The 22,097-nt window shown below is 66.6% G+C and carries 20 protein-coding genes; 14 read left to right on the forward strand and 6 right to left on the reverse strand.

Annotated features, from left to right (window positions below; all coding sequences use genetic code 11):
• Positions 1-9: 9 nt before the first annotated feature.
• From J4G12_08820 to J4G12_08880, 13 genes are all read left to right on the forward strand, one after another.
• Positions 10-1,806 carry a fibronectin type III domain-containing protein gene (locus J4G12_08820; GenBank protein MCE2455898.1) on the forward strand — a complete coding sequence of 599 codons (1,797 nt, stop codon included), beginning with the start codon at positions 10-12 and terminating at the stop codon, positions 1,804-1,806.
• 34 nt (positions 1,807-1,840) lie between these two features.
• Positions 1,841-2,350: a hypothetical protein gene (locus J4G12_08825; protein MCE2455899.1), complete on the forward strand. Its 510-nt coding sequence runs from the start codon at positions 1,841-1,843 to the stop codon at positions 2,348-2,350.
• Positions 2,295-3,653, forward strand: coding sequence for a 2-isopropylmalate synthase (locus J4G12_08830; GenBank protein MCE2455900.1), 1,359 nt, complete (start codon positions 2,295-2,297; stop codon positions 3,651-3,653). Before J4G12_08825 ends, J4G12_08830 begins: the two co-directional genes overlap by 56 nt.
• On the forward strand, positions 3,650-4,396 hold the full coding sequence (locus J4G12_08835; GenBank protein MCE2455901.1) for a response regulator transcription factor: 747 nt from the start codon (positions 3,650-3,652) through the stop codon (positions 4,394-4,396). The genes J4G12_08830 and J4G12_08835 overlap by 4 nt, the downstream gene beginning before the upstream one ends.
• 57 nt (positions 4,397-4,453) lie before the next feature.
• Positions 4,454-6,253 carry a PAS-domain containing protein gene (locus J4G12_08840; protein ID MCE2455902.1) on the forward strand — a complete coding sequence of 600 codons (1,800 nt, stop codon included), beginning with the start codon at positions 4,454-4,456 and terminating at the stop codon, positions 6,251-6,253.
• Positions 6,237-7,250, forward strand: a complete 1,014-nt coding sequence (locus tag J4G12_08845) for a PstS family phosphate ABC transporter substrate-binding protein (protein ID MCE2455903.1) — start codon at positions 6,237-6,239, stop codon at positions 7,248-7,250. The genes J4G12_08840 and J4G12_08845 overlap by 17 nt, the downstream gene beginning before the upstream one ends.
• Complete coding sequence (gene pstC, locus J4G12_08850; GenBank protein MCE2455904.1) at positions 7,247-8,200, forward strand: phosphate ABC transporter permease subunit PstC; 954 nt, start codon at positions 7,247-7,249, stop codon at positions 8,198-8,200. The genes J4G12_08845 and pstC overlap by 4 nt, the downstream gene beginning before the upstream one ends.
• Positions 8,197-9,135 carry a phosphate ABC transporter permease PstA gene (pstA, locus tag J4G12_08855; GenBank protein ID MCE2455905.1) on the forward strand — a complete coding sequence of 313 codons (939 nt, stop codon included), beginning with the start codon at positions 8,197-8,199 and terminating at the stop codon, positions 9,133-9,135. The genes pstC and pstA overlap by 4 nt, the downstream gene beginning before the upstream one ends.
• 4 nt (positions 9,136-9,139) lie before the next feature.
• Positions 9,140-9,922, forward strand: a complete 783-nt coding sequence (pstB, locus tag J4G12_08860) for a phosphate ABC transporter ATP-binding protein (protein MCE2455906.1) — start codon at positions 9,140-9,142, stop codon at positions 9,920-9,922.
• On the forward strand, positions 9,922-10,671 hold the full coding sequence (gene phoU, locus J4G12_08865; protein ID MCE2455907.1) for a phosphate signaling complex protein PhoU: 750 nt from the start codon (positions 9,922-9,924) through the stop codon (positions 10,669-10,671). The genes pstB and phoU overlap by 1 nt, the downstream gene beginning before the upstream one ends.
• Before the next feature lie 104 nt (positions 10,672-10,775).
• Entirely contained in the window at positions 10,776-11,291 is a 516-nt protein-coding gene (locus J4G12_08870; protein ID MCE2455908.1) for a TRAP transporter small permease subunit, read from the forward strand.
• Positions 11,288-12,643 carry a TRAP transporter large permease subunit gene (locus J4G12_08875; protein ID MCE2455909.1) on the forward strand — a complete coding sequence of 452 codons (1,356 nt, stop codon included), beginning with the start codon at positions 11,288-11,290 and terminating at the stop codon, positions 12,641-12,643. The genes J4G12_08870 and J4G12_08875 overlap by 4 nt, the downstream gene beginning before the upstream one ends.
• Complete coding sequence (locus J4G12_08880; GenBank protein ID MCE2455910.1) at positions 12,643-13,263, forward strand: DNA-3-methyladenine glycosylase 2 family protein; 621 nt, start codon at positions 12,643-12,645, stop codon at positions 13,261-13,263. Before J4G12_08875 ends, J4G12_08880 begins: the two co-directional genes overlap by 1 nt.
• 93 nt (positions 13,264-13,356) lie before the next feature.
• Here the strand turns inward: J4G12_08880 and J4G12_08885 are convergent, their stop codons facing one another.
• The gene (locus J4G12_08885; GenBank protein ID MCE2455911.1) at positions 13,357-14,583 is read right to left on the reverse strand and encodes a 6-bladed beta-propeller; all 1,227 of its coding nucleotides are present in this window, start codon (positions 14,581-14,583) and stop codon (positions 13,357-13,359) included.
• 1,501 nt (positions 14,584-16,084) lie between these two features.
• Between J4G12_08885 and J4G12_08890 the strand changes: the two genes are divergently transcribed.
• A complete protein-coding gene (locus tag J4G12_08890; protein MCE2455912.1) occupies positions 16,085-16,573 on the forward strand; it encodes a hypothetical protein in 489 nt (162 codons plus the stop codon).
• A 369-nt stretch (positions 16,574-16,942) separates the two neighbouring features.
• On the opposite strand, the gene J4G12_08895 is transcribed toward J4G12_08890, so the two are convergent.
• The 5 genes from J4G12_08895 to J4G12_08915 all read right to left on the reverse strand — a co-directional run bounded on the left by J4G12_08895 (position 16,943) and on the right by J4G12_08915 (position 22,091).
• Entirely contained in the window at positions 16,943-17,095 is a 153-nt protein-coding gene (locus J4G12_08895) for a hypothetical protein (GenBank protein MCE2455913.1), read from the reverse strand.
• 40 nt (positions 17,096-17,135) lie between these two features.
• Positions 17,136-18,332 (reverse strand): M56 family metallopeptidase, encoded by a 1,197-nt coding sequence (locus J4G12_08900; GenBank protein MCE2455914.1) that lies wholly within the window; start codon positions 18,330-18,332, stop codon positions 17,136-17,138.
• A complete protein-coding gene (locus J4G12_08905) occupies positions 18,329-18,715 on the reverse strand; it encodes a BlaI/MecI/CopY family transcriptional regulator (GenBank protein ID MCE2455915.1) in 387 nt (128 codons plus the stop codon). Before J4G12_08905 ends, J4G12_08900 begins: the two co-directional genes overlap by 4 nt.
• 52 nt (positions 18,716-18,767) lie before the next feature.
• Complete coding sequence (locus tag J4G12_08910; GenBank protein ID MCE2455916.1) at positions 18,768-19,673, reverse strand: hypothetical protein; 906 nt, start codon at positions 19,671-19,673, stop codon at positions 18,768-18,770.
• A gap of 171 nt (positions 19,674-19,844) precedes the next feature.
• Entirely contained in the window at positions 19,845-22,091 is a 2,247-nt protein-coding gene (locus J4G12_08915) for an acetate--CoA ligase family protein (GenBank protein MCE2455917.1), read from the reverse strand.
• Positions 22,092-22,097: the final 6 nt, after the last annotated feature.

Below are 22,097 nucleotides of genomic sequence, written 5' to 3' on the forward strand. Positions count from 1 at the left end.
AACTGAAGTATGAGCATCCGCAACCAGGCTGTAGTTCTGACCGCAGCCGCCCTCCTCGCCACGAGCATCGGCGCCTGCGGCGACGATCCCGTCGAACCCCCGCCCACCCCGCAGCCGCCCGGGGCTCCCACCGGCGTGAGCATGCTTGTGAGCGGCAGGAGCATAACGATAAGCTGGGGTGCAGGGGCCGACGCCACGAGCTATCGAGTCACGCTGGCGAGCCCCGGCGAGGTAACCCGCACCGAGAACACCACCGAGACCGCGGTCACCTTCGACGACCTGACCGCAGGCGCGACCTACACCGGCCAGGTTTTCTCGATCAACTCGGAGGGCGAGGCGGCGTCGGCCGCGGCCACCGCCTCCATTCCCGAGGATCCACCCGCCTTTCAGGCGGTGGTCGACGACATCCTGGAAGACGCGCACTGGAGCGCGGACAAGGTCTGGATCCTGACCCGGCCCATCTTCGTCGGCAGGGACTGCGGCGCGGACGGCGACAAGGATGGCTGCGTGCACGCCACCCTCACCATCGACCCAGGCACGACCGTCGTGGGCAGGACCGACCTCTCGCAGGGAGTTCGCGGCGCCTACCTGGTCGTCAGCCGAGGCTCGAAGCTGATCGCCGACGCCACCGGCGAGAACCGTCGTCCGACGGCCGACGAGGTCATCGTCTTCACCTCCGACAAGCCTCGCGGCGACCGCGATCGGGGCGACTGGGGCGGCCTCGTCATCAACGGCATGGCGCGGACGAACGCTGGTGACGAGGCCGAGGGCGAAGGCGACTCAGGCTTCTTCGGCGGAAACGACGACGAGGACGACTCGGGCATCCTGCGCGGCGTGCGCATCGAGTACGCCGGTGACGACGTAACCCCGTCCGACCAGCTGAACGGCCTGGCCCTCCAGGGCGTCGGCTCCGGCACCACTATCTCCTACGTCCAGATCCACTACAACGTGGACGACGGCATCGAGCCCTTCGGCGGTGCCGTCTCCGTCGACCACCTTGTGGTCACCGGCATCGGCGACGACTCGGTGGACGGCACCGACGGCTACCGCGGCTTCATGCAGTTCATCATCGGCCAGCAGCGAGGAGACAAGGCCGACAACGGCATGGAGCTCTCGAACAGCGGCTCCGAAAACCCGAACGCCTCGCCCCTTTCGACGGCGGTAATAGCCAACGCGACCATGATCGGCGCGGACGAGGATTTCCAGACCGGCGAGATCGGCGGCCCGAACGGCGACCGCGGCGTGCAGTTCCGCGAGGCTTCCCGCTATCGGGTCTACAACTCCATCTTCCGCGACTTCGGCGACGCCGGCTTCTGCGTGGAAGGCGGTCCGGCCGTGCTGGCGGCCAACTCCAGAGTCTCGGGGGTCGCCGATCCCTCGCAGACGATCTCCCTGGAGGGCTCCGTGGTCTGGAACAACGCCGGGGCGGCCGATTCGGACGAAAACTTCGAGGGCTGCGACGGCTACACAACGGCCCAAAACAAGGCCTTCTTCACGACCGACGGATTCAACAACCTCGTCGCCGATCCCATGCTTCGCGACGGCTACAACGACATCGGCACCATGGCCTCGCCGCCCGACATCGTGGCGAGCGCCGCTCCGTCGGGCTACGCCGCCTTCGACCTGAGCACGGTCGAGTTCGACGGGATCAACCTTTTCGCTCCCGCCGACGGTCGGACCCTGGTGGCGACCGACTATCCGGGTGCGGTGGCGCCGGGCACGACTCTGGCCGACGCCTGGTACTACGGCTGGACGATCTGGTCCATCGACGGATCGGACTCTCGCGCCAACCACACCGGCAATTGAAGAGACGGACACGTTGAGCACGGCCGAGATGAAGATGCCGGTTGCGGCCGTTGCGAAAACAGCCGCCGTGCTCGTCGCGGCGGCTGGCGGCCTGGCGGGATGCGGGGGAGCCGGCGAAGTCAGCCTCGCCAATGCGCACGAAAGCGAGGTGGCCTTGGCTGCGGCGGTGTCGGCGGCTTTGGAAACAAGCGACCGGGGTGCGCTCCAGGGTCTCCTCGTGACTCGCGACGAGTACGAGCACGTGCTCTGGCCCGAGATGCCGGACGGCGAGTACACGCCGTTCGATTTCGTGTGGGGGCTGAACGAGATCAACAGCGGCAAGGGCCTCCGCGACCTGCTCTACGACTTCGGCGGGCAGAGCCTCGAGATCGTGAGCGTCACCCTCCCGGACGAAACCGAGAGCTACGAGACCTTCACACTTCACAAGGGGGTCGAAGTCGTCGTTAGACGCACCGACACCGGGGAAGAGGGTATCTTGAGTTCGTTCGATGTTTTCGTCGAGCACGAGAGCGGCTGGAAGCTCCTCAATTACGACGAGCTCTGAGGGCACGGGTGTCTTCCGGCTCCTGAGGCGACCTCCTGTCGCCTGCCAGCACAGAGGAGGCACGGTGAAGGAATCGGAGCTCATACACGACTGGAACGCGGTCGGAGCGGATTTCGACTGGGGCGGCCTCAAGGGAGTCCAGCTCAACGACGAGACTCTGCGCGACGGTCTCCAGAACCCGTCCGTCGTCGATCCCGCCATCGAAGACAAGATCGAGCTTGTCCACCTCATGGACCGGCTCGGCATACAGTGCGCCGATGTCGGTCTTCCCGGAGCCGGGCCCCGCGCCATGGGTGCGGTCGAGGAGGTCTGCCGCGAGATAGCCGGGCAGCGGCTGGCCTTACGTCCGAACTGCGCCGCGCGCACGGTGGTCGAGGACGTCGTACCCATAGTCGAGATCTCTCAGCGGGTGGGGATGCCGGTCGAGGCGTGCATCTTCATCGGGACCTCGCCGATCCGGCAGTACGCCGAGGAGTGGACGCTCGACGACATCCTCCTCCGATCGGAGAATGCGGTCGCTTTCGCGGTCGGTAGGGGCCTTCCCGTGACAATGGTCACCGAGGACACCACTCGAACCCGCCCCGAGGACCTGAAGGCGATCTACCGCTCGGCGATCTCCTGGGGGGTGACGCGCATCTGCCTTTCCGACACCGTGGGTCACGCGACCCCGGCCGGTGCGCGGGCGCTCGTCCATTTCGCGCTCAGGGAGATCGTCGCGCCATCCGGAGCGGAAGTGGGCGTGGACTGGCACGGCCATCGCGATCGGGGCTTCGGGGTCGTCAACGCTCTCGCCGCGATGACCGCCGGGGCCACCAGGCTGCATGGCACCGCCTTGGGCATCGGCGAGCGCTGCGGCAACACGGAGATGGATCTCCTTCTCGTCAACCTCAAGCTCGTGGGAATCCACGACGCCGACCTCACGGTGCTTCCCGAATACTGCAAGCTCGCCGCCCGGGCCTGCCAGGTGCCGCTCGTCCACTCCTATCCGGTCGTTGGGCGCGACGCGTTCCGCACGGCGACCGGCGTTCACGCGGCGGCCATCGTCAAGGCCGAGGTCAAGGGCGACTCCTGGCTCGCCGACCGCATCTACTCCGGCGTGCCCGCCTCCATGGTGGGGCGCGAGCAACGCATCGACATCGGTCCCATGTCGGGCATGTCCAACGTGCGCCACTGGTTGCGCGCCCACGGCTACGACGCCGGCGACGACGCCCTCTGCGAGCGTATTTTCCGCGCCGCCAAGAGAACCGATCATACGCTCACCGAGGAGGAGATCGGCACGGTGGCGGCAGCGCACTACGAATGAGCGTCGAGGATCGCGGGAAAAGCAAGCGCCACTACCGGATCCTGGTGGTGGAAGACGATCCGGCCATCGCCGCCCTCGTCGCCTACCAGCTTACCAAGGAGGGCTTCCGGGTCGAGACCGCGGTCGACGGCGGCCAGGCTATCAGCTCCTGCAACCGCGCGCCCCCCGACCTCGTGGTCCTCGATCGCATGCTCCCGAAGATCGGCGGCGACGAAGTGCTCCGCCAACTGCGCTCCGAGGCGCGGTCGATCCCGGTGCTCATGCTGACGGCCAGGCGTGAGCAGGAGGACAGGGTGGAAGGGCTGGAGATGGGTGCCGACGACTATCTGACCAAGCCCTTCTCGCCGAGAGAGCTCGTGCTGCGGGTGAGGGCCATCCTGCGCAGGGTGTCCGAGTCCGGAAGAGGCGCCTGCGGACCGGTCCTGAGGGCGGGCGGCATCGTCCTCGATCTCGGCTCCTTCGATACCGACGTGGACGGAGAGCCCATCGCTCTGACCCCGACCGAATTCCGTCTTCTCCAAGCCCTGATGGAGCGACCCGGGCACACCCAGTCGCGGCGGCTCCTGCTCGAAAAGGCCTGGGGCTACTCGAGCGAGATCTCCTTCAGAATGCAGACCCGGACCGTCGACATGCACGTCAGGCGGCTGCGCACCAAGCTGGGACCTGCCGGCGAGCAGATACAGACCGTCCGCGGCTTCGGCTACCGATTCGGGTCTTCGGTCGCGCACGGATCGAGGCGGTGACGCGGCGGTCGTGGAAACTCCGGTGTTCACGTCAGATCGTCCGCAGGCCGCCGACTGATGCGCATTCGCCTTCAGCACACGCTCTTCACGGCGTTCGTGGTCCTGTGCGTGACGATCACGACCATCGCCGTCGCGCTCATGGAGTCGGGTTTTCAGCGCGAGCTGCGCGACGTGTACCGGGAACGGATCACCTCACAGCTCGAAAGGATCGCGGAACAGGTGCGCCTCGCTGAGGGCGCGGATCCGGCCACGCTGGCGAGCGATCTCCGGGGCGCCTTGGAGGACCGGGTGACGATCATAGACTCGGCCGGGTTCGTGCTCGGTGACTCGAACGTGCCGAGCGGTCAGTTGGGCGGCGTCGAGAATCACCGGGGAAGACCCGAGGTGCGTGACGCGCTTGCGGCATCGGCGGCGGTCGCCTTCCACGAACGCCCCAGCGCCACCCTAGAGGGTCGGGATTTCCTCTACGCGGCCAGAATGTCCGTGCTCGACGGCGAGCCCGTCGTGGTCAGGGTGGCGACGCCTCTGGAGAATATCGACCGGGTGATGGGCAGGATCAGACTGGTGATGGTCTGGGCGTGCGTGATCACCGTATTCCTCCTCGCCCTGCCCGTGGCCATTCTGGGTGGCCGACTGGCGGACCGCCTGGTTCTCCTGGTCGACCGTCTGAAGGGAGCGGCCGACGGCACGGCGACCCCGCACCGTCGCAGCCGGATCGTCGAGATCGAGTCGCTCCACGAGGGCGTCGACCGGGCGGCGCTCCAGGTACGGGCGGGACTGGAAGCCCTCGAGCGGGATCGTCGGCAGGCGGAGGATCTGATCGAAACGGCCACGGAGGGCTTCGTTATGCTTTCGCCCGAGGCTCGCGTGATCCGCAGCAACGAGGTGGCGCGCGGCATTCTGGGCATTCCGGAAGGCGCGGAATCCGACGGGGGGATCCCCTTCGCGGGCGTGGTCAGGCATCCCGCCCTCCGGGCTGCGGTCAAGAGGGTGCTGAGAGGGACTTCGGCGGACGGGCCGGGCGTCGTTCCAAGGGAATCCGTCGAACTGACCGACAACGGCTCCACCGTCGCGGTATCGGTGAGGGGGCTGGCCGGCGGCGGCGTGGTTCTCACGTTCATCGACATCTCCGAGATCCGCCGCATGGAAAAGGTGCGGCGCGACTTCGTCGCCAACGCTTCGCACGAACTGCGCACACCCATCACCGTGATCGTGGGTCTCGTCGAAACCCTCGTCGAGGACGAACCGCCGAAGGAGCTGCGCACTCAATTCCTGGGCTACATCGCCGAGAACGCCGAGCGACTGGAAAGCCTGATCGAGGATCTTCTCGATCTTTCGCGCCTCGAGGGCGGAGGTTGGGTGGCGGACCGCGAAGAAGTGGAGGTCATGAAGGCGGCGCGGGAGGCCTGGGGGCTGGTTAGCCCGCGCTGGGAAGACAAGCGCATCTCGTGCGACTTCAGCGGAGACGCCATAGCGCTCTGCGACCCGGCGGCGCTGGTGAACGTCTTCCGCAACCTGCTCGACAACTCGAGCCGCCACGTCGACGAGGACGGCAGGATCACCGTGCAGGTGGCGGGGGAGCTCGACGACGAGGGCCGCGTTATCGTCGAGGTGACCGATGACGGCGAGGGCATCCCCTCGAACCTGATCGGCAGAGTCTTCGAGCGCTTCTTCCGGGCCGACCACTCGCGGGCACGGGAGCGGGGCGGGACGGGGCTCGGGCTCGCGATCGTGCGCCACATCGTCCAGGCCATGGGCGGGGTCGTCGGCGCCGAGAGCACGCTCGGAGAGGGAACCACCATTCGATTCACCTTGCCGGCTTGGAGGCCGAATTACGGAGATGATGAGACGACTTAGCGGCCCGTGGCGTAACTCGCACGAGCATGGAGAGCGGCGCAGCGGCCGTGCGCGGCCTAGTCCACGGGCGGTTGGTGCAACGACCCTTTGGGCGGGGGCGGTTGTTGCCGCCGGCTGCTGGGGCCGGGACGCCGGAAGGGTGATCATCGACGGCTCCTCGACGGTGTTCCCGGTGGCCGAGGCCGCAGCCGAGGAGTATCAGCTCGCCCATCCGGGGGTGCCTGTCACCGTGGGAGTCTCGGGCACGGGAGGCGGCTTCAGGCGCTTCTGCGCCGGAGAAACCGATCTCGCCACCGCCTCGCGGGAGATCACCGAAGGCGAGAAGCACGATTGCGAGCTCGCCGGGGTGGAGTGGATCGAGCTCTCAGTCGCCTGGGACGGCCTCTCGGTGGTCGTCAATCCCTTGAACGACTTCGTCTCCTGCCTCACGACAGACGAACTCAGGAGGGTCTGGCGACCGGGATCGGCGGTTCGGCTCTGGCGAGACATCCGGCCCGAGTGGCCTGCGGAAGAGATCAGGCTATACGGTCCCGGCACCGATTCCGGCACCTTCGACTACTTCACCGAGACCATCAACGGCGAGAGCGGGGCTTCCCGCCCCGACTTCCAGGCCAGCGAGGACGACAACATACTGGTGCAGGGCATCACCGGCGACCGCTATTCGCTGGGCTACCTCGGCTACGGCTACTACACCGAAAATTCCACGCGCCTGCGACTGGTGGCCGTGGACGGCGGGAACGGGTGCGTGGAGCCCAACCCCGAGACCGTGCGCGGCGGAAGCTACGCGCCGCTCTCGCGACCGCTTTACATCTACGCCAAGAAGGCCGCGCTCCAGCGTCCCGAGGTGGCTCGCTTCACCGATTTTCTGCTGAGCAACGGAGAGGCTATCCTCGACTTCACCGGCTACGAGGCGCTGACCACCGAGCAGTACGCGGCGGAGAGGCTCAAGGTGGAGTCGGTTCTGGGCGCCGTTCCGGCGCCGGACGGACTTCGGTGAAGGGGAGCGTCCGGGACCTGCCCGGCGCGAACAGGGCGACGGAGCTGGCGGGCATCTTCGCTCCCCGGCAGTCACGCTCGTTCAAGGAGCGGCTGATCGGCGCCACGCTGATGTGCTGCGCGCTCGCGTCCGCCCTGGTGACCGTCGGGGTCGTGGTCGTTCTGCTGAGCGAGTCGATCAACTTCTTCCGGCAGGTGCCGCTCGTCGACTACCTCACCGATACCCGGTGGGAGCCGATGTTCCAGGACAAACGTTTCGGGGTTTTGCCGCTCCTGTCGGGCTCCTTCATGGTGGCCGCAGGGGCGGCGGTCGTGGCTCTCCCGCTCGGCCTGCTGGCGGCCATCTACCTAAGCGAGTACGCCCACGAGCGCACCCGCAAGATCGTCAAGCCCGTCTTGGAGATTCTGGCCGGCATTCCCACGGTCGTCTACGGCTACTTCGCTCTCACCTTCGTGACGCCCGCGTTGCGCGGCGTCTTCCCCCAGACCGACATCTTCAACGCCGCCTCCGCCTCCATCGTGGTGGGGATCATGATCCTGCCCACGGTCTCGTCCCTTTCCGAGGATGCGCTGCGGGCGGTGCCGACGGCGTTGCGCGAGGGGGCCTACGGCCTGGGAGCCACACGTCTGGAGGTGGCTCTGCGCGTGGCCGTGCCCGCCGCCCTCTCCGGCATCACGGCATCGTTCATCCTCGCGATCTCGAGGGCGATCGGGGAGACGATGGCGGTGACCATCGCGGCCGGCAATCTCCCCAACCTGACCGTCGATCCTCTCGAATCGATCCAGACCATGACCGCATACATGGTCCAGGTCTCTCGCGGCGACACGCCGCAGGGGACGGTGGTCTACCAGACCCTCTTCGCGGTGGGAATGACTCTTTTCCTCATTACGTTGGCCATGAACGTTCTTTCGCAGAAGGTCATGCGCCACTTCCGGGAGGAGTACCAATGAACGGCAGGGCGACGGGCGCCGCCGCGGAGGTGGACGGCGGTCGGACCACACCTTCCGACGAAGCGGCCAAGCCGGTCGAGCCTCTGGTGAATCGCGGAAGGGGGCGGGTCTCCGGGACGCTGTTCCGTATCGCGGCCGTCCTCGCCACCTTCGTCGGGATAGGGGCGCTCGGGGTCCTGCTCTTCGACGTGATCGTCGACGGCGCGGGCCGGCTCGACTGGGGGTTCATCACGAACTTCGCGTCGCGTTTTCCCGAAAGAGCCGGGATAAGGGCGGCGCTCGCCGGCTCCACCTGGATTCTAGTCCTCACCGCGCTCTTCGCCTTTCCCTTAGGCGTCGCGAGCTCCATCTACCTGGAGGAGTACGCGCCCGACAATTGGGTCAGGCGGCTGATTCAGACCAACATCACCAATCTGGCCGGCGTTCCTTCGATCGTCTACGGCGTGCTCGGCCTGGCGCTCTTCGTCCGCTTCTTCGCCCTCGAGCGTTCGGTGCTGGCGGGAGCGCTCACCTTGGCGCTGCTCGTCATGCCCGTCATCATTCTGAGCTCGCAGGAAGCGATCCGAGCGGTGCCCGGCACTATCCGGGAGGCCGCCTACGGGCTGGGAGCGACCAGATGGCAGGTGGTGAGCCGTCAGGTCCTGCCCATGGCCTTGCCAGGAATCCTCACCGGCACCATCCTCTCGCTCTCCCGGGCGGTCGGCGAGACCGCACCGCTGATCATCGTAGGCGGAGTCGGCTTCATCGCCTTCACCCCTTCCGGGCCGCTCTCCTCGTTCACGGTGCTGCCCATCCAGATATTCGGCTGGATTTCACGGCCGCAGGAGGAGTTCCGAGAGATCGCCGCCGCCGGCATCATCGTTCTTCTCGCCCTGCTGCTCACCATAAACGGAGCGGCGATCATTCTTCGCAACCGATACCAGACCCAACGCTGACACCATGGCAATCACCCACGAGATCGAGTTCGGCGACGGATCTCCCGCACTTGCGGCCGAGGGGCTCTCGGTCCACTACGGATCGACCCAGGCAGTGAAGGATGTGGCTCTCGCGGTGCCGGCCCGCAAGGTCACCGCCCTGATCGGCCCCTCCGGCTGCGGCAAGAGCACGCTGCTGCGCTGCTTCAACCGCATGAACGAGCTCGTGCCCGGGGCTCGCGTCAGCGGTCGGGTCACCTTCTTCGGACAGGACATCTACGGCAAGGGCGCCGATCCGGTCGAGGTGCGCAGGCGGATCGGCATGGTCTTCCAGAAACCCAATCCCTTCCCCAAGTCCATTTACGACAACGTGGCCTTCGGAGCCCGGGTAAACGGCTTCAAGGGAGACTTCGACGTCCTGGTCGAGGCCTCTCTCCGGCAGTGCGCGCTCTGGGACGAGGTCCAGGACAGACTCGACGACTCGGCCTACGGACTCTCCGGCGGGCAGCAGCAGAGGCTGTGCATAGCGCGGACTCTCGCGGTCAAACCGGACGTGGTGCTCATGGACGAGCCGGCCTCGGCGCTCGATCCGATCGCGACTCAGCGAATCGAGGAGCTGATCCGCGAGCTGAAGAAGGAGTACACCATCGTTATCGTCACGCACAACATGCAGCAGGCGGCTCGGGTTTCGGACTACACCGCCTATCTCTACCTGGGAGAGCTCGTCGAGTACGGACCCACCGAGGCTATCTTCACCAATCCTCGTGACAAGAACACCGAGGCGTACCTGACCGGGAGGTTCGGCTGATGATGGACGGCGCTGGAACAACGGATTCCGAGAACACGGCGGTTCGCAGGCACTTTCACGACGAACTCGACCAGCTCCAGGTGCGGCTCATGGCGATGGCGGGTCTCGTCGAACAGCTCGTGGTAAAGGCGACCAGAGCCGTGCTCGAACTTGACATCGAGCTCGGTGAGCAGGTCGGGGTCGAGGACGACGCGGTCGACGAACTCGAGCTGGAACTCGACGACCGGGTGGTGCGATTGCTCGCCCTCCATCAGCCGATGGCGGTCGACCTGCGGCAGATCGTTGCGACGAGCAAGGTGGTCAACGACCTGGAGCGCATGGGAGACCACGCGGTCAACGTAGGCAGGGCCGCAACCCACCTGGCGCGCCGGACGCCGCTGCCCGAGGTGCGTGAAATCGAGGAGATGGTCGCCATCGTACGCGAGATGGTTTCGGACGCGCTGGCAGCATATGTTTCGAGGAACGTGGTTACCGCGCGCATGGTGTGCATCACCGATAGAAAGGTGAACGACCTGCGCAATTCTCTTCAACGCATCCTCATCTCCTACATGCTCGAGAACCCCAAGAGCATCAGCGCCGCCCTCGAAATGCTCTTCGTATCGCAGAATCTGGAACGCATCGCCGACCTCGCGACCAATATCAGCGAGGACGTGGTGTTTCTGGTGGAAGGCCGCTCGATCAAGCACGGAGCCGATCATGCCGAGGGCGACGACGAGGGTCACGGTTCAGGCGCCAGCGCGGCTTCTTGAAGGCCGTCATCCGCCGGATCGTCCGCCGGCTCGGCCCCGTCGGCCGTTTCGTCGACAAGCTCAACGACGGCATCGGCCGCGTCATCCGCTGGCTGGCCCTCGCGATGGTGCTGATCGGGGCGGGCACGGCCGTGGTCCGCTTCGCCTCGGGTCAATGGGGCTTTTCCATCAACCTGACGCCGCCCACCGAGATCCAGTGGTATCTCTTCAGCATCATCTTCCTGCTGGGCGCGGCGTACGGACTGCGCCACGACGTCCATGTGCGGGTGGACGTTCTATACGAACGACTGAGCGCCAGGACGCGCGCGGGCATCGACTTTGTGGGAGGGGCGCTCTTCCTGTTGCCTTTCTGCGCGGCCATGCTCTACTTCTCCTGGAGACCGGTCTGGAGTTCCTGGAAGATCCGCGAGGTCTCTCCGGACCCGGGCGGACTCTCGCGCTGGCCTATCAAGGCGCTCATCCTGCTGTCGTTCATGCTTCTCGCCGCCCAGGGCATCCGGCAGATCGTCAAGCACGGGGCCGTTCTCTTCGGGACGGCGCCGGAAGAGGATGAGGACGGAGCCGACGAAGCAGGTGCAGGCGCGGCCGACCACGGCGTTCCCATGGAACCGGTCCGATGAACTTCTGGGGACCCGCGATGTTCGTCGCGGTCCTGCTGATGATCTTCAGCGGCTATCCGGTGGCGTTCGCACTGGGCGGCACCGCGCTGATCTTCGCGCTGTTGGCCTCGCTCTTCGGCGTATTCGACCTCGGACTTCTCTTCGCCCTCCCCGAGCGCACCTTCGGAACCATGTCCAACCAGGTTCTGCTGGCAGTGCCTTTCTTCATCTTCATGGGGACGGTGCTCCAGAAGAGCAAGCTCGCGGAAGAGCTGCTGGAGACGATCGGCGTCCTCTTCGGACGCTTCCGGGGCGGGCTCGCCATCGGTGTGGTCGTCGTGGGCGCGCTCATGGCGGCGGCGACCGGCATCGTAGGAGCCAGCGTGACGGCGATGGGGCTGATCTCGCTTCCCGTGATGCTCCGGAACGGTTACGACAAGAAACTCTCGCTCGGCGTGATCGCGGCCTCGGGCACGCTCGGACAGGTCATACCGCCTTCGATCGTCCTGATCGTCCTCGCCGACCAGATGGACGTAAGCGTGGGCGATCTCTTCCGGGCCGCGCTGGTGCCCGGGCTGATCCTGACGGCGGGTTACGGTCTTTACGCGGGAATCCTCGCCGCCGTCCGTCCCAAGGTGGCGCCGGCGCTGCCGGCCGAGATGCGGGCGTCGGGCGGCAGGCTCGCGCGTCGGGTCGCCAGCTCTCTCTTTCCGCCTCTCGCGCTCATCGTGGTGGTGCTGGGTAGCATATTCTGGGGGGTCGCCACTCCGACCGAGGCGGGCGCGATGGGTGCCGTGGGTGCGATGGCGCTTGCGGCCGCGACCCGGCTGCGCTGGCGGAAGGGCGGCTCCGGCGCAGGCGGCGGATTCCCGCTAACCGTAACCGGAGAGTGGAAGCGCGAACTCAGCGAGTCGCTGGAGTCGGCGACGAGACTCACCATAATGGTCGTGTTCCTTCTCATAGGCTCGACCGCCTTCGCGCTCGTATTCCGAGGGCTCGACGGCGACATCTGGATCGAGGGAGCCCTCACCGGCATTCCGGGAGGCGCACTCGGATTCCTGATCATCGTGAACGTCGCCGTCTTCCTGCTCGGCTTCTTCATCGACTTCTTCGAGATCGCTTTCATAATCGTGCCGCTGATCGCCCCGGCCGCCCTCGTCCTCGGCGTCGATCTCACCGTTCTCGGGATAGTACTTGCGGTCAACCTCCAGACCTCCTTCCTTACGCCTCCTTTCGGGTTCTCCCTCTTTTACCTTCGCGGCGTGACTCCGGCCAGCATCCCGACCACTACGATTTACCGGGGCGTGATCCCCTTCATCCTCATCCAGCTTGCGGTGCTCGCGTACCTGACCTGGAGAGCGGTGCCCGCCTAATGGCGACCTTGCCGAAGCAGGAGTGGTTGATGGGCAGACGACGCCTTCTTCGCGATCCGGATTTCCGACCCTGGGTGGTCAAGGCGGGGCCGATCCGCATTCCCCGGTTCAACGGCACTCCCTTCGAGTATCTGGTGAGGTCGATCTGTCATCAGCAGTTGGCGGGGAAGGCGGCGAGCACCATCCACGGACGTCTCGTCGACCTGATGGAAGAGGTCGCCCCCAAACCGATGCTCGACCAGTCCGACGAGGCCTTGCGCGGCGTCGGACTCTCCCGCGGCAAGATTGCCGCCGTCAGAGATCTTTCGTCGAAGATTCTGACCGGAGAAGTCGGGGTCGACGATCTCGACGACCAATCGGACGAGGAGATCGCGCGCCGCCTCCTCAGAGTCAGGGGCATCGGCGACTGGACCGCTCACATGTACCTGATGTTCAAGCTCCGTCGTCCGGACATCTGGCCGACGACCGACCTGGGGGTTCGGTCGGGTTTCCGGAAGATCCATGACCTGCCGGAGCTGCCTGTTCCCAAGGAGCTTGCCGACCTGGGCGAGCCCCACAGGCCGTGGCGGAGCGCTGTCGCCTGGTATTGCTACCGGGCGTTGGAGATCGAGTTGGACTGAGGGCGCCGCCCACGTGTCCGAGGCGCTCCGGCGGAAGTCACGATCGCCCTCGCGGCGCTGTCTCGGCGCGGCGACTCGGGATTGGAAAGTCGTTCAGCTGTCGCGCACGAGCGGCAACATAACGACGAACGGAACACCAAGTTCGTCACGCTCTAGGCCGAGAAGGTAGTCCGCGCCGATCTCGAAGACCCTCAGGCCCCTCGGAACCGCGAGTTCGCCAAGCCACACTCCCCGCTCGTCGAAGACGTACCATGAGGAGCCCTGCTGCCAAGGTGGCCGGTAGCGCTCGGCCCAGAGGTTGCCTAGGGCGTCGATCAGCAAGCGTGCGTATGCAGGCATCCGGTCCGAAAACGGCGTCTCTCCCAGATAGCGATTCCAGCTAGCAGGATTGATCCCCTGTGGCGGCTCGGAACGGGCCTCGCGATAGCGACCCCGGTCCCGGCTGGTCACCCGGAGGTCCGAAGTCGGCCAGCGAGTCACGCCCGTCAGTTCACCGTCGCCACTCCAGCGTTCGATGCTCCCCCCGGTGGGATCTCCCGTATAGATATGCTCTCCATGCGCCGCGTAGGGGTTTAGCCCCAGAGACAGAGGAAGATACGGAAACGACGGGAGGCCGGGGATGTCGTGTCCCCAGCGATCCGACTCCTTCACGAAACCGATGTTGTTAATGAACCGGCCGTCGCGCGAATACCGGTCGAGCCGCCAAGTACTCCCTTCGATGATGCCGAGGGTAAACGCGAGCCCGCCGCTTGGTGCGCTGAGGATCAGGAGCGTTCCGTCGGAGAGCTGGCTCTGCGCCGCCGGGCTCCCCGCCCCTTCAGCCACTTCGATCCGCGTGTCTTCGAGGACCTCGCCACTGCGCCCAAAAACCGAAATCCGTTTCTGCAGGTTGCAGAAGCCGAAAATGGTGTCGCCGCTTACCCACATCTCCGTCAGAAAACGGAACTCGCCGGGTCCTTCTCCGGTCCCGCCCAGATTGCGCACGAATTTCCCACCGCTGTCGAAGAGCCGGAGTTCATTCGTGCCGCCCTCCAGCACGACGACCGTCCCGTCGTCCATGCGCGACGCGCTGCGGATCTGCTCAAACATGTGGTTCGGATCGCCTGCAACCTTACCGATCCTCAGAATTGGCCGGGTCCCAATTCGCCATTCCGCTCCCCCCGACCACGCCGGGCCGCTGCTCACGACGACGGGCACGCCTGCGCTGTCGCGGATGGCGAAGGAAGCCTGGGCGACGAGCTCACGGTTGCCTGAACCGGTGGCGACCATCACCAAGAGAGAACCCGTGATGGAAAACAGAATGGAGTACGTCGGTCTCATAGTTAGTGTCCTCACGAAAGGGATCGGCCTCGCGACAACCTTAAGACGCGGCGGATGGCCCGAGGGTTGCGAAGAAGGGCGACCGCTGGGCGGCGCTGGAGCCGGTCCGCCAAGGGGTGCCAACGGCTGGCTTCTCCAGCGCCACGGGTATCTCATCCCTGCCCGGGCCTGCGAGAAGTTCAGCCGAAAGGCGGCCTGATGTTTAAGCCGTCCATTTGTCGAGAAAACCGGAACCGGTACACCCGCAGTTGTCTATTAGGGCGAGGGCACGATCTCACACGGGGATCGCCCGAACCGCGGAGTTGCCCGGGTCGCGACCGGGCTCCAAGATCAAGGAGAGATCAAATGAAACCGCATCACGATGAAACTGGCGCCCATCGCAGCCGCCTTGGCCTTGGCCCTGGCCGTGCTGTTGACACCGTCCCAAGTAGATGCAGCGGAAGTGCCGTCACCTTCGCTCGTCGCACCGAGCGCGATCAAAGCTGAGGCGGTCCTGCGATCGTCTTTCCTGTCTCGGATTTCGAGATGGAATGCACGGGAGACCATGTGAAGACCGAGAGCTTCAAGTTGGGGGCCAATTAGGTCTTACACCGGAATCCCGGAGGTCGTCGACAGCCCTTGTAGGGTAGAGTGACGCTCCTTCTAGACCCACAAGCTCGCGGCAATTGGGTGGCGGGGATGGTCGTGCAACAGCAGGCAGGTCCGACACCGAAACCGCCGGGGGCGATGCTTTGAATTCCCGCCACTTGATGGCGATCATCCCGCGATTCGCGCACGGTGGAACCCGTCGTGCACCAACGGCAAGAAACGCTGGCGGTGAGGGCGTCGGTAAAGACGGCGAAGGTGGCGGCGTCGGGCGAGTCGGTTACTCGGGTGGCTATCTTCCCGGTTTCCCCGCATTTCGCTCCTACGATGGGTATCTCGCCCCAGTGCCGACACCGCAGGCTATGCGCGTCAAGTACCCTTGACGGCTGCCCGGGTTCGCCGTCCACACCTACGGAGCTTCCTTCCCCGCCCCTCCAGACTGGGCCATCAACAGCGCTCTGGCGAGGGGTGCTCCGCCCCCCTTCGATCCCCCCGGAAAAACCCCCGCTCCGGCAGCGTTCGTGGTTAGGGCGTTCGCCTGCTTTCGCCTGGCCGACGTCCAATCGGCCAGGCACTCCCGACGACCACCGGTCGAGGCCGTCGCTCTTCGTGGGCGAGTCTCCGTCGTGACCGGCGGTCGGCGTGGCCGGCGCTGCCACCGCTGCGGCGCCGGTCCGCCCGGCCTCCGGGACGGGACTCTGCTCGTCCCTCCAGCCGGGGTCGAGCCCCTTCCCAACCCGACACACAGCCCGATTGTCCGCGACGGACGCCCCCAAGGCTGACGGGTGCCAGCTGCCTTCCCGGACTCCTGGAAACTGGACACCTGGAAACTGGACATGGCCATCCCCGACAATCGGTACCATATTCCTGTCGCGGCCTGTTGAGACAGTTCGCAGCCCACCGTTTGGAGCGATCGATGACATCAGGATCCCCCGGTTCCCGGCTTTGCGCCGCGAAGGGCGCGGCCTTGATCGCGCTTCTGGTCGGTATGCTCGCCGCGCCCGGCTGTCGCGAATCGGCGCTCGGGCCGGATGTCCCCGAAGACGACGTGGTGGTCGCCGACGGCCGCGACTGGGGAGACGACCCCTACGTGGTGAACGCGGCCGCCGTCGAGGGACACCAACTGACCATCGAAGTCTCATTCGGCGGCGGCTGCCGCCGGCACGACTTCACCCTGGTGATCTCGAAATCGTTCAGGGAGTCGGATCCCGTGCAGCTCCCTGCCGTGCTCGCCCACGATGCGAACGGCGACACATGCCAGGCATATCCGACCGAGTCCCGCGTCTTCGACCTCGCTCTCGTCAGGAACCGCTACCGGCAGTTCTACGGACCCGGTCCGGGCAAGATCGTGCTGCGAATCGCGGGCGTGCCCGGTGACGATCTCGTGTACGAATTTGACGAATAGGGTCGGCGGATCCCACCTCGCAGACAGGGGGACGCACTCCGTGCTCGCAAAAAACCGAGGTGCCGTCGCCGGGGGCGGGGTGAGGTTGGGGATCGACGAAACTGCCCTTGGAGAGGGTGGGAGATCGACCCGGTTGCACTTGTCTCACGTCCCTCCACACCCGCAACTTCGTCCGCCGCCGTCCAATTCGATCCGATGGAATCCGGCACATGTTTGCATATCGTAAGTGGTACACGGTTGGTTGTGACAGATCATAACCCGCTGGCATATATCAGCTTACGGTATTCGCGTATAGTTCTGTAAGAACTTTACGCAACTTCTTGCCTTGATCGACCCGCACGTCCGCGACCGCCGTCGTCGTCGTGTTGGTCACGGACCCGTAGAACCGCTGGTCGCCGGATCGTACGAGATCGACAGGTCGACGCCCCTGCGGCTGTCGGTGGCGGTTTCGTCGAGATTCCAACGCTCGCCACCTTCCCCCGGTTCGGTCGAACCGGTCGTGCAGGCGGCGAGGAAGGCCACGAAGGCCGGATCGCCGCACGGACAGCAGGTGTCATTCCTGTCATCGGTTTTCTCCTTGCGCAGTAGTGGATGTCTGGGCCTCCGGGGCAGGCGACGCGGAGTAGCGCTCCCGGCGCTCGCGGACCAAATGCGCCTGCGGTTGCTCGTGTTCGGGCGGCCGAGCGACTTCGGGTGTGTGCCGACTCTCGTGGGACCGGTCCGCACCGGGAGCCACCGCCGGAGCGAACGCCAAGGCGAGGAAGAGAAGGCCCGTTGCGCTCGCGTGTTGCCAGCGGCGCGATGGCGCCTGGAGCGAACGACGGTCGTTCAACAGACGCCGAACGCGGAGCTCCAATTGCGAGCGCCGTCCACCGATGCCGGGGACGGGGCTGTGGCGGTCGCTCCGCATCACCCAGCGGGCCACCTCCGCCAGACAGCTCGCCATGGCGAAACGGTCCTCGCACTGACTGGCCGCCCAGTCGTCGCACAGCTCTTCGGCGGCCAGGCGAACCTCGCGCACGGCCAGCCGAAAGAGCGGCTGGAAGAAGAGGACCGCCTGGAGGATATTCAGCACGGCCAACCGGATCGGGTCGCGGCGGAGATGGTGGGCGACCTCGTGGCCGAGGAGCGCGCGGAGCTCGTCTTCGTCCAATTCATGAAGTGCGCGCACGGGCACGCAGATCTCGCGACGGTTGCCAACGCCCAACGCAACCGGCGAGCCCAGGTTGTGGCTCTCCGTGAGACGCGGCAGCGGGTCCAGGGCCGCCTTGCCGCAGATCGACGCCAGCGCCTCCGAGACTCGCGGATCGACGACCGGCCCGCGGTCGGCAAGCCGCCGTCTCAAGTTCTCCAATCGGAGAGTGTGGGAGGCGAGAGACCCCAAGGCGAACACAACCCACACGGTGCCGGCCCAGGCCAACCAGCCTGGAGCGACCGCGGTTTCCCCGTCGTGGGCATCCTCGCCGCGGGCTTCCGCATCCTCGGGGTAAGCGGAAACCGCCCTGTCCTCATGGCCCGGCTCCCGCCCGACCTCGTGTTCCCCGCCCACGATGAACGCGGACACCGGAAGACGCCAGACCGCCGAGTCCGACGAGGTCAGCGAGTGGACGGTCGGCGTGATCAGGCTGGCGGCGAGCGCCGTGTACCAGATGGTTTCCCGGAGACGCGCCGGCGTCCTGGGAAAGAGTCGCAGGCCGAGCCACGCGCCGCCGCACCACAGGGTGCTGTGGACGAGAAATGTCAGGAGCCACACCGTCATTTTCCGGCCTCATTCCGCTTCGTCTCCACGATCTCCTTCAGGCTCGCCAGATCGTCCGGTTGGATCTCCCCGGACTCGGCCAGGTGGTTGACCAGGGCCGTGCTGTCCCCGCCGAACAGGCGCTGCACGAGGGCGTCCACCATCCCCGCGCGGACGTCGGTCTCCGCGATCGCAGGCCGGTAGATGAACTGCCGTCCGTTCGTTCGGTGCTCCACGCACCCGTGCCCCTCCAGCTTGCGCAGCATCGTCTTGATCGTGGTAACGGCGAGACCTCGTTCCTCGAGAAGCGCCCGGTGAACCTCGATCGCCGGGGCTTCGCCACGCTCCCAGAGCACGCGCATGATCGCGAGCTGAAGGTCGCCAAGCTGTCGTTTCCGTCTCATCGTCTTTCCGCGGTCGAGCCGGGCTCTGGCCCGGGCGGTCGCTGTCCGGGATTCATTCGCGATCGTCCCGCCCGGACCTCGCCGCCAGATCGACGGCGAACGCCTGCATCTCGCCGCGCAGGATCTGAAGCTGGTTGTAGACCGGCCGGAAGGCCGCTCCGCCCGGGCGCGAATCCTCTCCCCCGCCGTGTTCGCCTGCCTTTTCGCCGCGTCCTTCGCCGCCGTGTTCTCCGGCGCCCTCGCCGCTCTCCTCGCCGCCGCCACCGCCGTGGCCTTCCTCGACGCCGGTTTCCGGGTGGCTGACCCAGGCGCCGAACTCGTTCCCGAAGGCGCCAAGTTCGACAGCCACCGTCTGCCCGGGAGCGACATCGACGCGCCTCGTCGGACCGAGCTCCGTGCCGTTGTCCAGGTGGACCTCGACGCGCACCTGCGGAAGGACCCGGGGGGTCGTGTTCGTTACCGAGCCGACAAAGACCTGCGTCCGCGGGTCGAACTCCAGGACCAGGCGTGCTCCGTTCACGAAGAGACGGTTCTGCTTCGTCATCTTCGGAACGTAGGCGCCTTCCTCCTCGCCTTCCTCCCCCTCGGCTCTCTCCTCTCCGCCTCCCTCCCCGCTATGACCATGTTCGTCGCCGCCGCGCTCCTCACCGCCCTCGCGACCGACGTGCTCGCCTTCGCCTTCGCCGCCTGCCCGGCTCTCCGCCCGGCCTGCCTGCGGCGCGGCCATATGGATTCCGAGTCCCGCCTCGACCCGTAGTTGACGCAGGTCGGCGCGGGCCTGCATCACCAGGTCGTGGAGTTGGTCCGCGTCCGGGCTATCCGCTACCGGTGGTTGCTCCCGCACCTCCTGCACCGGCTCCTGCGCGTCGGACGCGAGAGCCCTTTCGCCGTCCTGGCACGCGACGATCCCGAACCCGGCGACCCCGAGCGTCATCAGGTACATCTTCGTGATCTTCATCCTCGATTTCCTCCTGGAGCTGGGCAGCGCTCGGGGCGTCATCTCGCACCCCGCGCAACGACTACCGCACTAGTTGACTACCGTCCTAGTCCAACGGATCGCGAAGGTTCCGCACGGAGAGGAAAAGACGGTGCGGTAACCGGTCGGGACCCTCCCCGGCGCACGCCACCTTCACTCCGACCGCAACACCACCAGAGCATCCGCGGCAACGGCACGGTCAGGTAGAGCGAAGAGCGGGTTTATCTCGGCTTCGAGCAGGTCCTCCCTCGCGGCTAGGGATGCGGCCAGCCCCTGCGCCGCGCGGATGATCGCGGTTTCGTCGGCGGCCGGCCCTCCGCGATAACCCTTCAGGACCCGCGACACTCTCAAGGAACGGATCATGGCTCGGAGGTCCTCTTCTTCAAGGGGAAGAAGGCGGTGGACAACGTCGCCCAGCGCCTCGGCCCGGCGACCGCCTGCCCCGAGGGTCAGCACCGGGCCCACCTCCTCGTCCCTGCGCACGCCGATCAGCAGCTCGGCCACCGGCGAGGCGAGCATCCGGGCAACGAGCACCTCTTCGATCTCCGGCCGATCCGACAACTTGCGCTCGGAGGTGGGAGGGCGCCGGGCCAAATGGGCGCCGGCGTCCGCCACGATTCGCTTGAACGCCCTCTCGGCCTCGGCAGGCGATCCGATGTCCGTAACCACCGCGCCCGCCTCGGTCTTGTGCGGAAGGTGCGCCGACACGGCCTTGAGCACGACCGGACAACCCAGCTCGGCGAGAGCGGAGGGAAGCTCCCCCGCGCTTCGGCAGACGACCCTGCGCGGGAATACCAACCCGAAGCCGGAGAGCAGGTCGGCCGCCTCGGGCTCGGTCAGGATCCGCCGCTCCGACCGAACGGCACCCCCATGCGACGGCCGAGGCCTCGAGCGCCGTCCGCCAGCCATCGCCGCGTCGAGAGGCTGCCAGGGCGGTCGCGCGAGCGCCTCTCCTCGCCTCCAGAGTTCGGCCGCGGCACGGACCGCGACCTCCAGCGACTCCACCACCGGCACCCCTGCGCCGGCGAAGGTGCGCAGCGGCGGCGTGTCGTTCCTCGCGTACGTGGAATGCACCACCACCGGCAGCCGGCTGCGACCCGCCGTCTCCACCATGACCCGCGCGGCTCGATCCTCCGCGTCCGCGAGCTCCGACGAGAAGCGGAGGGAGTAACCGCCGAAGAGCCCGATCACGAGGAGGACGCCCACACCGGGATCCTCGGCCAACACTCTCACGGTCCGCGCGAAGGCCTCGGGATCGGTATCAGCCGCTCCGGCGACGTCCACGGGGTTTCCCACGGCCGCCGCCGGGCCCAGCTCTCGTCTTAGCGCCAGCCTGGTGCTTTCGAGAAGGCTGGCCTGCGGAACTCCCAGCTCGCTGAGCAGGTCGGCGGCGAGGGTCGCCTGCCCGCCTCCGTCCGTGAGCACGAGCACTCCGGGCGCGTCGTCGGGGGCGCGTCCGCCCGAGCCGTCGTTTCCCCCCCTCCCGCCGTTCGGCCGGCCCGCGAGAGCGGTAAGGACGGGGACGATCTCGTCGGTTCGATCGATCAGAGTCACGCCCGCCTGCTCCAGTCCGGTGCGGAGAAGCTCGTGACTTCCGCCCAGGCTCCCGGTGTGCGAGATCGCAGCCTTCCTGCCCTCGCGCGAGCGTCCGCCCAGAATGGCGACCACCGGCTTTCGCCGCGACACCCGGGCGGCCACCCGAATGAACTTCCGGGCGTCGCCCAAGCCTTCGGCGTGGACCAGGATCGCCTCGGTCGCCGGGTCGTGGGCGAGGTAATCCAGGCACTCGGCGAATCCAACGTCGAGCCGATTGCCGAGCCCGACGCAGATCGAGATCCCTTCGCCGCCTCCGGCGCATAGAGTGTTGGCTATTTCGAGCGCGATATTGCCCGACTGAACCAGGAGGGCCATCCGCCCGGGAGCCGGCTTGCTCCACCCGATCAGATTCAATCCCGTATGCGCGTTCAGGATGCCCGAGGTGTTCGGGCCGACGATGCGGACCCCGAACCGGCGCGCCTCCTCGAGCGTGGCCCGAGCCAGCCTCTCGCCCTCCTCGCCCGATTCCCCGAATCCCACCGCCAGCACGACCGCGCCGGCGATCCCGCGGCGCCCGCACTCCGCGACCACCTCCGGAACGGCTTCGGCAGGTCTGCACACGAGGGCGAGATCGGGGGCCTCGGGGAGCGACTCTATCGAGGTGTGGACTCGGTGACCGCGGAGAACTCCACCCCGCGGGTTGACCGGATAGACCGAGCCCGCGTAGCCCCCCTCGCGCAGAGCGACCAGAACGCGGTTGCCCCGCTTTCGATGGTCGGTGGATGCCCCGACGACCGCGACGGAGCGCGGCTGGAAGATGGGTGCCAGCGGGTGGGGTCCCGCCTCGCAGCCGGGTTCGGACAACCTCGG

It is taken from the genome of Gemmatimonadota bacterium, from assembly GCA_021295815.1.
Lineage (GTDB): Bacteria > Gemmatimonadota > Gemmatimonadetes > Longimicrobiales > Gaopeijiaceae > JAGWBQ01.